This is a genomic window from Pseudonocardia sp. TRM90224, from assembly GCF_021245725.1.
Taxonomy (GTDB): Bacteria; Actinomycetota; Actinomycetes; order Mycobacteriales; family Pseudonocardiaceae; genus Pseudonocardia.
In genome coordinates, this window is record NZ_JAJGSX010000004.1 from 41,126 (window position 1) to 54,561 (window position 13,436).

General features: G+C 71.6%; 13 protein-coding genes. 6 read left to right on the plus strand and 7 right to left on the minus strand.

The features are described from left to right. The first annotated feature begins 6 nt into the window (after positions 1 to 6). Positions 7 to 276, plus strand: coding sequence for a hypothetical protein (locus tag LL648_RS08630; RefSeq protein WP_232661927.1), 270 nt, complete (start codon positions 7 to 9; stop codon positions 274 to 276). Here LL648_RS08630 and LL648_RS08635 read toward each other — a convergent pair. After that, positions 261 to 560, minus strand: a complete 300-nt coding sequence (locus tag LL648_RS08635; protein ID WP_232661928.1) for a hypothetical protein — start codon at positions 558 to 560, stop codon at positions 261 to 263. The genes LL648_RS08630 and LL648_RS08635 overlap by 16 nt on opposite strands. A gap of 72 nt (positions 561 to 632) precedes the next feature. Next, positions 633 to 1,466 (minus strand): thioesterase family protein, encoded by an 834-nt coding sequence (locus tag LL648_RS08640; RefSeq protein ID WP_232661929.1) that lies wholly within the window; start codon positions 1,464 to 1,466, stop codon positions 633 to 635. 78 nt (positions 1,467 to 1,544) lie between these two features. On the opposite strand from LL648_RS08640, the gene lpdA reads away from it, so the two are divergent. Genes lpdA through LL648_RS08655 form a run of 3 tightly spaced genes read left to right on the plus strand, consistent with a single transcriptional unit; the run spans position 1,545 to position 6,364 of the window. Continuing rightward, complete coding sequence (gene lpdA, locus LL648_RS08645; protein ID WP_232661930.1) at positions 1,545 to 2,936, plus strand: dihydrolipoyl dehydrogenase; 1,392 nt, start codon at positions 1,545 to 1,547, stop codon at positions 2,934 to 2,936. Positions 2,937 to 2,967: 31 nt separating this feature from the next. Next, on the plus strand, positions 2,968 to 5,043 hold the full coding sequence (locus LL648_RS08650) for a xanthine dehydrogenase family protein molybdopterin-binding subunit (protein WP_232661931.1): 2,076 nt from the start codon (positions 2,968 to 2,970) through the stop codon (positions 5,041 to 5,043). Further along, the gene (locus tag LL648_RS08655) at positions 5,036 to 6,364 is read left to right on the plus strand and encodes an FAD binding domain-containing protein (RefSeq protein WP_232661932.1); all 1,329 of its coding nucleotides are present in this window, start codon (positions 5,036 to 5,038) and stop codon (positions 6,362 to 6,364) included. Before LL648_RS08650 ends, LL648_RS08655 begins: the two co-directional genes overlap by 8 nt. Positions 6,365 to 6,479: 115 nt before the next feature. On the opposite strand, the gene LL648_RS08660 is transcribed toward LL648_RS08655, so the two are convergent. The 4 genes from LL648_RS08660 to LL648_RS08675 form a co-directional block, all read right to left on the minus strand. Beyond that, positions 6,480 to 6,737 (minus strand): helix-turn-helix transcriptional regulator, encoded by a 258-nt coding sequence (locus LL648_RS08660; protein WP_232661933.1) that lies wholly within the window; start codon positions 6,735 to 6,737, stop codon positions 6,480 to 6,482. Between the two features lie 236 nt (positions 6,738 to 6,973). Beyond that, positions 6,974 to 7,819: an ABC transporter permease gene (locus tag LL648_RS08665; protein ID WP_232661934.1), complete on the minus strand. Its 846-nt coding sequence runs from the start codon at positions 7,817 to 7,819 to the stop codon at positions 6,974 to 6,976. Continuing rightward, on the minus strand, positions 7,816 to 8,700 hold the full coding sequence (locus tag LL648_RS08670) for an ABC transporter ATP-binding protein (RefSeq protein ID WP_308190275.1): 885 nt from the start codon (positions 8,698 to 8,700) through the stop codon (positions 7,816 to 7,818). Before LL648_RS08670 ends, LL648_RS08665 begins: the two co-directional genes overlap by 4 nt. Before the next feature lie 130 nt (positions 8,701 to 8,830). After that, positions 8,831 to 10,291, minus strand: a complete 1,461-nt coding sequence (locus tag LL648_RS08675) for an FAD-dependent oxidoreductase (protein WP_232661936.1) — start codon at positions 10,289 to 10,291, stop codon at positions 8,831 to 8,833. Between the two features lie 36 nt (positions 10,292 to 10,327). Here LL648_RS08675 and LL648_RS08680 point away from each other — a divergent pair, with 36 nt between their 5' ends. Further along, positions 10,328 to 11,074, plus strand: a complete 747-nt coding sequence (locus LL648_RS08680; RefSeq protein WP_232661937.1) for a TetR/AcrR family transcriptional regulator C-terminal domain-containing protein — start codon at positions 10,328 to 10,330, stop codon at positions 11,072 to 11,074. On the opposite strand, the gene LL648_RS08685 is transcribed toward LL648_RS08680, so the two are convergent. Further along, positions 11,031 to 11,885 (minus strand): metallophosphoesterase family protein, encoded by an 855-nt coding sequence (locus LL648_RS08685; protein WP_232661938.1) that lies wholly within the window; start codon positions 11,883 to 11,885, stop codon positions 11,031 to 11,033. The genes LL648_RS08680 and LL648_RS08685 overlap by 44 nt on opposite strands. 106 nt (positions 11,886 to 11,991) lie before the next feature. Between LL648_RS08685 and LL648_RS08690 the strand changes: the two genes are divergently transcribed. After that, the gene (locus LL648_RS08690; RefSeq protein ID WP_232661939.1) at positions 11,992 to 13,308 is read left to right on the plus strand and encodes a cytochrome P450; all 1,317 of its coding nucleotides are present in this window, start codon (positions 11,992 to 11,994) and stop codon (positions 13,306 to 13,308) included. The last annotated feature ends 128 nt before the right edge of the window (positions 13,309 to 13,436 follow it).

Sequence of the window (13,436 nt, forward strand, 5' to 3'; positions counted from 1 at the left end):
TTCGCCGTGCTCCGCGCCGCGATCAACGGCGATCTGCCCAACGACCGTGAAGCGATCGTGAACGATCACGTGCGGCGGGCCGCGAGCTCGGCGCCGAGCGCGACGAACGTGGTGATCATGGACGTCTCGCGGATCGCACGGCGACCAGGCCGCGGCGAGGGCAGGAAAGCCACTTTGCAGCCCTCACAGGGCCGGAAAGTGGCTTTCCTGCCCTCCCGGCCGGAGGCCGGGGTGGAGATCGTCGGGCACGCCTCGACGGATCAATGGTCGTCGTAGTGCCCGTCGTGGGCGGCGTGCCGGTGGCCGTCGTGCACGTAGTCCACGTGCCCGTCGTGCGGAACGGCGACGTGCCCGCAGCCCTCCCCGTGGGTGTGGTCGTGCCCGTCGCAGGCCACGTGCTCACTGGTCCCGCACTCGTCCCAGTGACCGTCGTGGGCGCGGTGCAAATGCCCGTCATGGGCGTAATCGGTGTGATCACCGTGCGGCACGGCCACGTGCCCGCACCCGTCGGCGTGAGCGTGGGCATGATCGGCGTGGGGCGAATGCTCGACCGCGGTCATCTGCGTGGCCTCCTTCTCGGCGTGACGCATTCAAGCACGCGCATGAGTCCATCTTGCACGGAAACGTCCAATTCACCCGTCCGTGCGGTCCGAGGTGGACGGTGACCCTGCGAGCACTACAGCCAGCTGCCGCGACTGGGCCACGAGCTCGCCGCGGGAGTCCCAGATCTCGACGTCCTCCTCGTGGAACCCGCCGCCGACGTACCTGGTGGCGGCGCGGAACGCCAGCCACCCCGGCGCAGGCGCTGCGCGGACGTGGGTGGTCAGCTCGACGGTCGCGGAGCCGACCACGCCTGCAACGTCGAGCACGACCGGCGCCGCGGCGTCCACCAGCATCGGGAGGTCGAAGACGGTGGCGTCGCGGCCGCCGGTGAAGCGGATCCAGAACTCCGCCGACGGGTCGCCGGACGGCCGGCCCCGCCGCCAGCCCGGCAGCCGCGCGTACCGGAACTCGACGCGGTCGGTGATCGTCACGCCCGGCAGGCGGACGCCGGCCATCGGGTCGATCGCCGTCTCCGGATCCGGCAGGTCGGGCAGGGTGGCCAAAACCGCCGACGGACCGTTCCACGCACCGAGGTCGGTGAAGGACGCGACTGTGCGGACCACCTCCGCACCGTTCCGGATCATCCGGGCCTCCCCCGTCGAGACGCGCCTGCCGCGCTTCGCGACGTCCGTCCGCAGCTCGACCGGGCCGGGCGCGCAGCGGCCGAGGAAGAACGTCGAGACCGTCAGCGGGTCGGGGTGCGGCAGCACGGCCCGCAGTGCCTGCAGGCAGACGGCCACCGAGTAACCGCCGTTGACGATCCCGCCGAGCGCGTTCCAGCGGTCGGACAGCGAGCCCTCGAACACCCCGTCCGACGCGGGCGTCAGCCGGGTGTCGGCGGCAAGCGGACTGTCGACGGTCATGGGCACAGCGTCGGGTCGTGTCGGGCGGGTGTCGATGACCTCCGACGTCATGGTCATACGTCGACTAACGTGCAGGACATGCACGTCGACGTCGCGGTACTCGGGGCAGGAACGGGCGGCTACACCGCCGCCGTCAGGGCGACCCAGCTCGGTCTTTCCGCCGCCGTGATCGAGGAGCGGTTCTGGGGCGGGGTCTGCCTCAACGTCGGGTGCATCCCGTCGAAGGCGCTGCTGCGCAACGCCGAGCTGGTGCACTTGTTCCGCGACGAGCGCGAGACCTTCGGGATCTCCGTCGACGGCGACGTCCGCGTCGACTACAAGCCGGCGTACGAGCGCAGCCGCAAGGTCGCCGACGGGCGCGTCAAGGGCATCCACTACCTGATGCGCAAGAACAAGATCACCGAGGTGAACGGCCACGGCACGTTCACCGACGACCACACGATCACCGTCGAGGGCGAGGACGGCACGCAGACGGTCACGTTCGACAACGTGATCATCGACGTCGGCGCGACCACGCGGCTCATCCCCGGCACGTCGCTCGGCCCGCGGGTGGTCACGTACGAGGAGCAGATCCTCGCCGAGACGCTGCCGGCCAGCATCGTGATCGCCGGCGCGGGCGCGATCGGCGTCGAGTTCGGCTACCTGCTGCGCACCTACGGCGTCGACGTGACGATCGTCGAGTTCCTCGACCGGCTCGTGCCGCTGGAGGACGCCGAGGTGTCCGCCGAGCTGGCCAAGCGCTTCCGCAAGCTCGGCATCACGGTGCTGACCTCGACGAAGGTGCTCTCGATCGACGAGGGCGAAGCCGATGTGAAGGTCGTCGTCGAGCGCGACGGCAAGGAGCAGACGCTCACCGCGGAGAAGGTGCTGCAGGCGATCGGCTTCCAGCCGCGCACCGAGGGGTACGGCCTGGAGAACACCGGCGTCCAGCTCACCGAGCGCGGCGCGATCGCCGTCGACGGGCGCGGCCGCACCAACGTGGGGCACATCTTCGCCATCGGCGACGTCACCGCGAAGCTGATGCTCGCGCACGCGGCGGAGGCCATGGGCGTCGTCGCCGCCGAGACGATCGCGGGCGCGGAGACGATGGAGCTCGACTTCACGATGATCCCGCGCGCGACCTACTGCCAGCCGCAGATCGCGAGCTTCGGCTGGACCGAGGAGCAGGCCCGCGCGAAGGGCTTCGACGTGCAGGTCTCGAAGTTCCCGTTCACCGCCAACGGCAAGGCGCACGGGCTCGGCGACGCCGCGGGTTTCGTCAAGGTGCTGAGCGACGGCAAGCACGGTGAGCTGCTGGGCGCGCACATGATCGGGCCGGAGGTCACCGAGCTGCTCCCCGAGCTGACGCTGGCGCAGCAGTGGGATCTCACGGTGCACGAGGTCGGGCGCAACGTCCACGCGCACCCGACGCTCGGCGAGGCCGTCAAGGAAGCGGTGCACGGGCTGGCGGGCCACCAGATCAACTTGTGAACCACCTTGTGACACCCGTTACGGTGGACCGGTGCGGGGGGACGTCGAGGCAAAGCTGCGCGGGGAGCACGTCTACCCCTCCGATCTGCGACCCGAGGGCGCGCTGTGGGTGGCCGCGATCCGCGCGCCGCATCCACACGCGACGATCACCGGCATCGACGTCTCGGCGGCGCTGGCCGCGCCGGGTGTTGTCGCCGTCCTCACCGCGAGCGACGTGCCGGGGGTCAACGGCTTCGGTCTGCTGACCGCCGACCAGCCCGTCCTGTGCGCGACGGAGGTCCGCTTCGCGGGCGACGTCGTTGCGGTGGTTGCGGCCGAGTCGCGCGCGGAGGCGTACGCGGCGCGCCCGCTCGTGGACGTCTCCTGGGAGGCGTTGCCGCTGGTCACCGACCCCGCCGAGGGCACGGTGTGCGGCGAGGTCACGCTCGGCCACGGCGATCTCGACGCCGGTTTTGCTGCGGCCGACGTCGTCGTCGAGTACGCCTACCACACGGGCCGGCAGGAGCACGCGTACATCGAGACGGAGGCCGGGGTCTCCTACATCGCGCCCGACGGGCGGCTGACGGTCAGCGCCGGGAGCCAGAACCCGTATTCCGACTTGCGCCAGATCTGTGCCTCGCTGGACCTACCGGCCGAGCGCGTGCACGTGCTCAACCCGATGATGGGCGGCGCGTTCGGCGGCAAGGAGGACATCTCCGTCCAGATCCTGCTCGCGCTGGTCACCCACCGCACGGGGCGTTCCGCGCGGTTCGTGCTGGAGCGCGACGAGTCGCTCGCGTACGGGATGAAGCGCCACCCCTTCGACGTGCGGATCCGGGCCGGCGCCACGTCGTCGGGCGAGTTGACCGCCTTCGACGCGACGATGCTCGCCGACACCGGCGCCTACCTCACGATCGGGCCTGCGGTGCTGACCCTCGCCGCCGAGCTCGCCGGCGGGCCGTACCGGTACCGCAGCTCGCGGGTGCTCGGCAAGGTCGTGCACACCAACAACGGCAACAGCAGCGCGTTCCGCGGCTTCGGCAACCCGCAGATCGCGGCCGGGAACGAGCAGGTGATCGACATGCTCGCGCTCCGGCTCGGCATCGACCCGCTCGAGCTGCGCCGCCGCAACACGTTGGGCCAGGGCGACCGGGCGGCTGCGGGATTCACCCTCGCGCACGACGTCGCGCTGGGCGGGCCGCTCGCATCGGCCGCAGCGGTCGGGCTGCTCACCGAGGCCGACGAATGGCGCAACGCGGCCGCGGCCGGCAGGCGCCGCGGGATCGGGGTGGCCGCGGCGTGGCAGTCGTTCGGCCTCGGCGAGTACGAGACCGGCGCGGAGGCGTGGGCGGAGCGGACCGTCGAGGGGCGGTGGCGGATCTCGGTCAGCTGCCCCGACCTGGGCCAGGGCAACGTCGACGCGTTCGCGCGGATCGCAGCGGAGGTGTTCGGTTGCGCGCCAGCGGACGTCGAGGTGGTCCACGGCGACTCCGACGCGCCCGACTCGGAGTCGACGAACGCGTCACGGACGATCTTCGTCGTGGGCAACGCGGTGGCCGAGGCGGCGGCACTGCTGCTGGAGAAGCTGCGCGACCACGAGGGCCCGCTCCGCGTTTCGCACCACTACCAGCCGAAACCGCCGATGTCCGACACGGCGGGGTTGACCCCGCACGCGAGCTTCACGCCGTCGGTGCTGGTCGTCGGGCTGGAGGTGGACGTGCACACCGGCGAGGTCGACGTGCGGCGGATGGAGCACCACATCGACCCCGGGCGCGTGATCGACGCGACCGGTGTGCGCGCGCAGTCCGAAGGGGCGCTCATGCAAGGTCTGGGCTTCGCGCTGCTGGAGGACACGCTCGTGCACGAGGGAAACGTGCTCACCGACCGGTTCGCCAACTACCTCGTCCCGACGGTGCTCGACGCGCCGCCCGAGCTGCGCACCTTGATCATCTCCGGCGGCCCCGACCCGACCAACCCGCTCGGGGTGCGCGGCGTCGGGGAGATCGGCATCGCTCCGGTCGCGCCGGCCATCGCGAACGCGCTGCACGACGCGATCGGGGAGCGGTTCGCACAGTTCCCGGTGACCCCCGACGCCGTGCTCGCCGCGCTGGACGGCCGCAATGGCTGAGCCGCACGTGATCAGGGTCAACGAGGGTGACCACGAGGTGGTCTCCGACCCGCGCTCGCCGCTGCTCGACGTGCTGCGCGATGAGCTGCGACTGACCGGCACGAAGGACGGGTGCAGCGAGGGCGAGTGCGGCGCGTGCACGGTGCTCGTCGACGGGCAGGCGCGGATGGCGTGCCTCACGCCGCTGGGCACGCTCGCGGGACGCGAGGTCACCACGATCGAAGGCCTGCGCGACGACCCGATCGGCGAGCGGCTGGTCGCGGCGTTCGGCGCGGCCGGCGCCGTGCAGTGCGGGTTCTGCTCCCCCGGTTTCGTCGTGGCCGCGCGGGCCGGGATCGTCGCCGGCGACAGCTCCGTGCTCGACATGCTCCGCGGCAACCTGTGCCGATGCACCGGCTACGCGGCGATCGTCGAGGCGGTGACGGACGTCGCCCTGGAGCATCGCAACGGCTACCGCGACCACTCCGGGCCGCAGGGGCGGCCGGCGTCGCTCGACCCGGACGACCCTCGGTTCATCGTCCCGCGATCCATCACGGAGGCCTGCGAAGCCGTCGCGCGGCTCGGCGAGGACGCGCTGGTGATCGCGGGTGGCACCGGGCGGATCATGCCGGCGCCCGGCGCGACGCCGGTGTGGATCGGTGGGCTGCCGAAGCTGTCGCGCATCGAGCCGTTGAGCAAGTTCCGGATCGGCGCGGGGGTGACCTGGGAGCGGCTGCGGATGAGCGGGCGGATCCACCACGTGCTGCCGGCGCTCGCGCAGGCGGCCGAGGCGTTCGGCGGGCCGCAGATCCGCAACGTCGCGACGATCGGTGGCAACATCGCGCTCGGGTCGCCGGGCGGCGACGCGCTGCCGGCGTTGGCGATCCACGACGCGTCCGTGGAGCTGCGGTCGACGGCGGGCACGCGGCTCGTTCCGCTCGCCGAGGCTGCAGCGGGGCGGCGGCCCGACGAGCTGGTGACCGCCGTGGTGCTCAAGCACCCGGAGCCCGACCGGCTGGAGTTCTTCGTGAAGGTGGCGCCGCGCAAGGGTCGCGCGGTGATCGACAAGGTGTCGGTGGCGTTCTCCGCGATCCGCAAGGAGAACCGGCTGGCCGACGTCCGGATCGCGTTGGGCTCGGCCGGCCCGACGGTGATCAGGGCGACGGCGGCCGAGCAACTGCTCACCGACAGCTGGGTGTCGGCCGAGCGGATCGCCGCGGCGGCAGCGGCGGCGGAGGCCGTCGCCGACCCGATCGACGACGTCCGGCCGACCGCCGACCACCGCCGCAGGCTGGTGCGCGGCATCCTCACCCGTGAGCTGACTCGGCGGTTGCTCCTCTGAGCATGGCTCCCTCCTGAGCCCGGGTCATGCGCTGTCGGGGCGTCTCGGCCTCGTCATTCGTTCCTCGAACGAAGCCGGTTGCACTTCCGTTCCCGCACCCTTCGCCGACTTGTGGTCACCCTGCTGTCCGGTCTGCGGCCCCGATGCGGGGGAACGGGCGGACGGAGAAGATCACCTCGACCGGCACCTCGAAGTGCTCGGCGAGGCGCAGAGCGAGGTGGAGGCTGGGGCTGTACTCGCCGCGCTCCAGATAGCCCACGGTCTGGTAGTGCACGCCGAGCGCGTCGGCGAGCTCCCGCCGGGAGATCCCGCGCTCGGCACGCAGCATCGCGATCCGGTTGTGGATCGTCTCGCGCGCTGCCGTCTCGCTCATCCCTCTCCCCCGCTGACGCTCGGTCGGCGCTGCGCGAAGCGCTGTGTCATCGATTCGCTCGCAAGCTCGCTCAACGCTCTCCCTCGCTGACGCTCGGTCGGCGCTGCGCGAAGCGCTGTGCCATCGATTCGCTCGCAAGCTCGCTCAACGCTCTCCCTCGCTGACGCTCGGTCGGCGCTGCGCGAGGCGCTGTGTCAATGATTCGCTCGCAAGCTCGCTCATCGGGCCCGATCCTCTCAGGTCCGTTGCAGGACGTGCTGGCGGCGCGACTCCACCGCCGAGCCGGACTCGCGTCGTGCCATCCGGCGCAGCAGCACCGGGCCGAGCACGAGCGCCACCCCGGCCCACAGGCCCAGCACGCCGACGGCCTCCCAGATCCGCCACACCCCACCGATCTCCAGCGCCGCGGCCTCAGTCGGCAGGAAGACCCAGCGCATGCCGTGCCCCAGCCAGTACAGCGGCAACACCTGCACGACCACCTGCACCCAGCCCCACAGGGCCTGCGCGGGGAAGAAGAGGCCCGACAGGAACGCGAGCCCCATCGTCCCGACGAATCCGACCCCGCCGATGGTGCGCGGGTTGCGCACGACGGAGCCGATCAGCAACCCGAGCGGCAGGCACGCCAGCAGGCCGAGCAGCAGGAACCCGAGCAAGCCCAGCCAGAACCCCGCGGTCGCGATCGGCACCCCCGGGACGATGAACAAGATCGCCGGGACGAACACGAGCAGCACCGAGACGAGCGCGTCGAGCGACGAGACGGTCGCCAGCCCCACGACGTAGGCGAACATCCCGTTGGGCATCGCCTTGACCCGCAACAGCGTGCCGTCCTCCCGTTCGCTCGAGAGGTAGTAGGCGATGACCTGCACGCCGAAGGCAGTGATCAACGTGAGCATCCCCGGCAGCATCGATGCGCTCAACGCCACGCCGACGCCCGGCAGCGGCTCATCGCGGTTCAGAATCAGCACGGCGAGCGGGACCGCGTTGAAGATCACGAGCTGGACCATGCCCTCACGGGTGGTGGTCGTGGTGATGAAGGCGGTGAGGCCGCGCCTGAGCCCTAGCCGGAACGGGAGCAGGTTCATCGGACCACCCCTTCGAAGGGCACGGGCTCGTCGCCCGGCACGCCGTGCTCGTACCGCCTGACCATCTCCATGTACGTGTCCTCGAGGGATGCGCGCCGCACCTCCAGCTCGGTGACCGCAGGCCCGGGCTCGTTCAGCAGGTCGCGCACGAAGGGTGTCGCGTCGTCGGTCGAGTGGACGAATCGCTCGCCCGCGCGCGTCCACCTGATCTCGGTGCGGCCCGCGACCTGACGGGCGAGCGCGTCGGCGCTGCCGTCGGCGACGATGCGTCCCGCAGCGAGGATCAGGATGCGGTCGGCGAGCTTCTCCGCCTCGGCCAGGTCGTGCGTGGTCAGCAGGATCGTGGTGCCGTCGACGTCGGCGAGGCGGTGCACGAGGTCGTGGAACTCGCGCCTGGCCTGCGGGTCGAACCCCGCGGTCGGCTCGTCGAGGAACAGCAGCCGCGGACGTCCGACGATCCCGATGGCGACGTCGAGCCTGCGACGCTGCCCGCCGGAGAGCGTCCCCACCCGCTGCTCGGCCTTGTCGGCGAGGCCGACGAGCGCGAGCAGCTCGCCGGTGTCGATCGGGCGGCGCCGCGACGGCGTGCTGTACGGGGCGTAGAACTCGCCGAGGTGCTGCAGCAGTTTCCCGACGCGCCACGTCGCGTGGTCGCGCCACGACTGCAGCACCACTCCCATGTCGCTTCGCCAGCGCTCGTCACCATGGGCGGGATCGACGCCGAGCACGGAGACCTCACCCGCGGAGCGAGCCCGGAACCCTTCGAGGATCTCGATCGTCGTGCTCTTGCCGGCGCCGTTGGGCCCGAGGAGCGTGATGACCTCCCCTGGCCGGACCTCGAAGTTCAAGCCTTTCAAGACGTCGACGGTGCCGTACCGCATGCGCAGATCGCGAACCTCGATCACGGGTCCGTCGGCGTCGAACCCGTCCTGCACGTGGAGCCCTGGCGCCGCCGCTGTCATGGCACTCCCTCCGAATATCGCTGCCATGCTGTCATTTGTAGCAGATCTACTACATTTGCTCCAGGGACATCAGACGACGCATCACCTTCAATGCATCACCCGGATCGCCTCGCCACGCCACGATGTCGTCCGGCCGGACCAGCAACGCCTGCCCAGCCGGCAGGAAGTCCGCGACGAGCCGGTAGGCGAGCAGCTCGGGCCGCGTCCATCCGTCCGGGTCGCCTGCGACGGCGAGTGCCCACCCCGGACCGGACTCGTCCAGCGTCGATCGCGACCGACCGTCGTCGAGCCAGAGGTGCGGGATCCGGGTTCCGGCTCGACCCGTCGGCACGAAGTCGTCGACCGGCTCGACGACGCCGTCGCCGACCAGCGCACCTTCCCGGTACTGGAACCCGCCTGCAGCCAGCACGTAAGGGTGCGCGTGGCCGGGACCGGTGCCGCCGGGATCGTCGGCGCGCATGGTCGACTGCTCGGCGGCGAACCAGCCGGCGGGTCGCCGCTCGGCGTCGTAGCTGGCCAGCAGCCCCGGGCCGGATTGCCCGCCGATCGCGGCGGCGAGCTTCCACGCGAGGTTGTGGACGTCGGCGATGCCGGTGTTGGCACCGCTCGCCGCGAAGGGTGGCATGACGTGCGCGGCGTCCCCCGCCAGGAACACCCGCCCGTCGCCGAACCGGTCGGCGACGAGCATCTCCGGCTGCCACGGCAGCACGCTGTGCACCTCCAGGTCAGGCGCCGGGATGCCGAGGGCGGTGCGCAGCACCCGCGGCCAGTCGCGGTCGACGGGCCCGCCGGCCATGAAGACCCAGCGCACCCCTCCGATCGACACCAGCACGCCGGGCGCGTCGGGATGCTCGATCGTGCAGAGGTTGAACTCTCGACCGCGGACGACGTCGTCGAGATCGGCGGAGAAGTAGACGCTGACCAGCGGCTCGCCGACGGCGCCCCGACCGGAGCGGGTGATCCCGAGCGCCTCCCGGATCGGACTGCGGGCGCCGTCGGCGGCGATGGCGTGCGACGCCAGCAGCTGCCCGTGCTCACCCAGGTCGGCGAACACGCCGTCCTCGTCCTGCTTGATCCCGACGACCTCGACGCCGAACCGGACGTCCGCGCCGGCGGCGAGCGCCGCGTCGCGTAGGACAGGTTCGAGGACGTCCTGCGCGATCAGGCACGGCAGCTCGGGACTCACCTCGACGGTCTCCCCCGCTCCACCCGGCGGCTGCCACAGCGGCAGCTGCGCCGATTCGGCGAGCGTCCGCCCGGTGGCCATGTGGTCGTGGTCGGCGAGCTCGCGGGCGGCCTCGCGCACGGTGGCGGCGAGACCGATCTCGCGGAAGACCTCCAGGCTGCGCATGTGCAGCCGGCGCGCCTTCGGCTGTGCCGACGTGCGCTCCCGCTTCTCCAGGAGCGTCACGTCGAGACCGTGGTGGCGCAGCAGCAACGCCGCCGTCAGCCCGACCAACCCGCCACCGACGACCAGCACGTCCGTGTCGCGTGTACGTTGTACATCCATGGTGTACGTTGTACACGACGATACGATCGCTGCGCCATGCCACCCACCGCAGAGAACCGCCCCGTCTGGTTCACCGACCCGCAGCCGCCACCCGCCACGGAGCCGCTGAGCAGAGAGCGGGTTGTCGCCGCCGCTATCGCGCTGGCCGACGCCGACGCCCGCGGCGAGATCACGATGCGGGCCGTTGCCGCGCGGCTGGGTTCGAGCACACCGATGTCGCTCTACCGGTACGTCGGCAGCAAGGACGGGTTGGCCGACCTGATGGTCGACGAGGTGTACGGCGAGATCGCCGTACCGCCGGGCGCATGGCGCGACGCGTTGCGCGGGCTCGGGCTCTCGGCGTGGGAGGCGGTGCAGCGCCATCCCTGGTTCGCCAGGCTCGCGTTCAGCAGGCCGCCGCTCGGCCCGCACGCGATCGCGCTCTACGACGCCGCACTGGCGCCGCTCGACGGCCTGGACCTCGACGCCGCGACGCGGATGGGCTGCGTGAACGCGGTGCTGGGGCCGGTGATGGGCGCCGGGCTCGCGATGCTCGAGGAGCGCGCCATGCGCGCGAAGAGCGGATTGGCGACCGAGGAGGACCTCGCGGAGGCCGCCCGGCCCTACATCGAGCGGATCGTCGCCGACGGGAAGCACCCGCACTTCATCCGCTGGGTGAGCGATCCCGGGCGGCTCCTGCCCGGCCCGCCGACGTTCGAGCAGACCCTCGAATGGGTGCTCGACGGGCTGGCCGGCCTCGTCACTCCGGCAGCGGGAACACCTGGTGAGGGAGCAGCTCGGTGACGACGGTGCCGCGGCGTTCGTCCCGGGCCTTCCACTCCCGCGGGTAGCCGAGGGAGACCTCGACGAAGCGCACACCGTCCTCGACGGTCACGCGCGGGATGTGCAAGTGGCCGTAGACCACCGCGGCGGCGCGGTAGCGGACGTGCCAGTCGGCGGTGTGCACCGTGCCGCACCACAGCGCGAACTCCGGGTAGTTCAGCACGCGGGTCGGGTAGCGGGTGAGCGGCCAGTGGTTGACCAGCACCGTCGGCAGGGCAGGGTCGATCTCGGCGAGCCTGCGCTCGCTCTCCGCGATGCGGGCGGCGCACCAGTCGGCCCGGCTGGGGAACGGGTCGGGGTGCAGCAGGTACTCGTCGGTGCAGACGACACCCGACTTGTAGGCGACGGCCAGGCCTTCCTCGACCGTCGAGGCGCCGTCGGGCAGGAACGAGTAGTCGTAGAGCACGAACAGCGGGGCGATCGTGACCGGGCCGCCCGCGCCCGTCCACACCGGGAAGGGGTCCTCCGGGGTGAGCACGGCGAGATCGCGACACTCCTCGACGAGGTGCTTGTAGCGCTCCTCACCGCGCAGCGCGACCGGGTCCTTCTCCCTGCTCCACAGCTCGTGGTTGCCCGGCACCCAGATGACCTGCGCAAACCGGTCACGCAGCAGCCGCAGCGCCCACGTCACGTCCGCGACCTGCTCGGCGACGTCACCCGCGACGATCAGCCAGTCGCCGTCCGTCGTCGGGCGGAGGCCCTCGACGATCGCGCGGTTCTCCGGATAGCGGACGTGCAGGTCGCTGACGGCCAGCAGCCGCGGAGTGCTCACCCCTCAGTCGTACCCGACGCAACCGGATGAATCCCACGGCGGGGTGGCACAACGCAGGTTACCGACGGTAGCTTCGGAGTGGGACGGTACGACAGGGAGGTCGGCGATGCTCGGCAGCGCGCGCAGGATGATCCGTTGGGGATTGCGGCACGGCATCATCCGCAAGGCCGTCGGCAAGGGCCTGCAGACGGGCGACCTCAACTCCAGGCTGATGTTCGACCCGGTTGCGGTCGACAACCCGTTCCCGCACTACGAGGCGCTGCGCGCGAAGGGGCGCCTGATCGACGGCGGGATCATGTTCACCGCCACCGACCACGACATCTGCACGTCGGTGCTGCGCAGCCCCGACTTCGGCGTCGTCGGCGGGCCGAGCGGCCGGGCGCCCGCGGCGTGGCGGTTCGCGGAACGGCTCGGCGGGCGCGCACCGCTGGGCCCGGCCGAGCCGCCGTCGATGCTCTCGACCGACCCGCCCGACCACACCCGCTACCGCAAGCTCGTCACCCGCGCGTTCAGCGCTCGCGCCGTCGCCGCGCTGCGCAGCCGCACGGAGGAGATCGCGACCGAGCTGCTCGATGCGATGGCCGCGAAGGGCGCGGCCGCCGACCTGATCGACGACTACGCCGCGCTGCTGCCGGCCACCGTCATCGCGGAGATGCTCGGCGCGCCCGTCGGGATGCGGCGCCAGTTCCTGCAGTGGGGTGCCGGCGGGGCGCTCTCGCTCGACGCGGGCCTCACGTATCCCGAGTTCCGGCAGACCGAGAAGGACCTCGAGGCGTTCCACGCCTGGATGCTGCGGCACTTCGCCGAGCTGCGCCACAACCCGAGCGACACCGTCCTGTCCGCGCTCGTGCACGCGCAGGCCGACGAGGGCCGGCTCACCGAGGACGAGCTCGCGAGCATCGGCATGCTGCTGCTCGCCGCCGGGTTCGAGACGACGGTCAATCTGATCGGCAACGGCGTCAACGCGCTGCTCGCCCACCCCGACCAGCTCGCGCTGCTGCGCGCGGAGCCGCAGCGGTGGCCGAACGCCGTCGACGAGATCCTCCGCTTCGACTCCCCCGTGCAGCGCACCGGCCGGATCGCCCACTGCGAGACGGAGATCGGCGGCCGCCGGGTTGCGCCCGGCAAGCCGGTGCTGCTCCTGCTCGGCGCAGCCAACCGCGACCCCGCAGTGTTCACCGACCCCCAGACGTTCGACGTCACGCGCCCCAACGCCGGCGACCACGTCGCGTTCTCCAGCGGCGTGCACTACTGCCTCGGTGCGGGCCTCGCGAAGATGGAGGGCGAGGTCGGTCTCCGGGCGCTCTTCGACCGCTTCCCCGAGCTCGCGCAGTCCGGCACACCCCACCGGCGCCCGACCCGCGTCCTGCGCGGCTACGACGCCATGCCGGTGCGCCTCACCCCGGCAACCATCGACGCCTGACCGCGCCCCCCAGCCCGCGAGTCCCACGTTCCAGCGCGCAAGTCCCACATCTCGGCCAGCGAGTCCCACGTCTCGGCCAGCGAGTCCCACGCTCCAGCGGGCGAGTCCCACGTTCCAGCGCGCGAGTC

What these genes read in the sequence shown, in the direction of transcription:
- LL648_RS08660 (WP_232661933.1), bottom strand. Translation starts at nt 6,737, where the DNA reads ATGAGCGAGACGGCAGCGCGCGAGACGATCCACAACCGGATCGCGATG.
- LL648_RS08670 (WP_308190275.1), bottom strand. Translation starts at nt 8,700, where the DNA reads ATGCGGTACGGCACCGTCGACGTCTTGAAAGGCTTGAACTTCGAGGTC.
- LL648_RS08635 (WP_232661928.1), bottom strand. Translation starts at nt 560, where the DNA reads ATGACCGCGGTCGAGCATTCGCCCCACGCCGATCATGCCCACGCTCAC.
- LL648_RS08690 (WP_232661939.1), top strand. Translation starts at nt 11,992, where the DNA reads ATGCTCGGCAGCGCGCGCAGGATGATCCGTTGGGGATTGCGGCACGGC.
- LL648_RS08655 (WP_232661932.1), top strand. Translation starts at nt 5,036, where the DNA reads ATGGCTGAGCCGCACGTGATCAGGGTCAACGAGGGTGACCACGAGGTG.
- LL648_RS08640 (WP_232661929.1), bottom strand. Translation starts at nt 1,466, where the DNA reads ATGACCGTCGACAGTCCGCTTGCCGCCGACACCCGGCTGACGCCCGCG.
- LL648_RS08675 (WP_232661936.1), bottom strand. Translation starts at nt 10,291, where the DNA reads ATGGATGTACAACGTACACGCGACACGGACGTGCTGGTCGTCGGTGGC.
- lpdA (WP_232661930.1), top strand. Translation starts at nt 1,545, where the DNA reads ATGCACGTCGACGTCGCGGTACTCGGGGCAGGAACGGGCGGCTACACC.
- LL648_RS08665 (WP_232661934.1), bottom strand. Translation starts at nt 7,819, where the DNA reads ATGAACCTGCTCCCGTTCCGGCTAGGGCTCAGGCGCGGCCTCACCGCC.
- LL648_RS08680 (WP_232661937.1), top strand. Translation starts at nt 10,328, where the DNA reads ATGCCACCCACCGCAGAGAACCGCCCCGTCTGGTTCACCGACCCGCAG.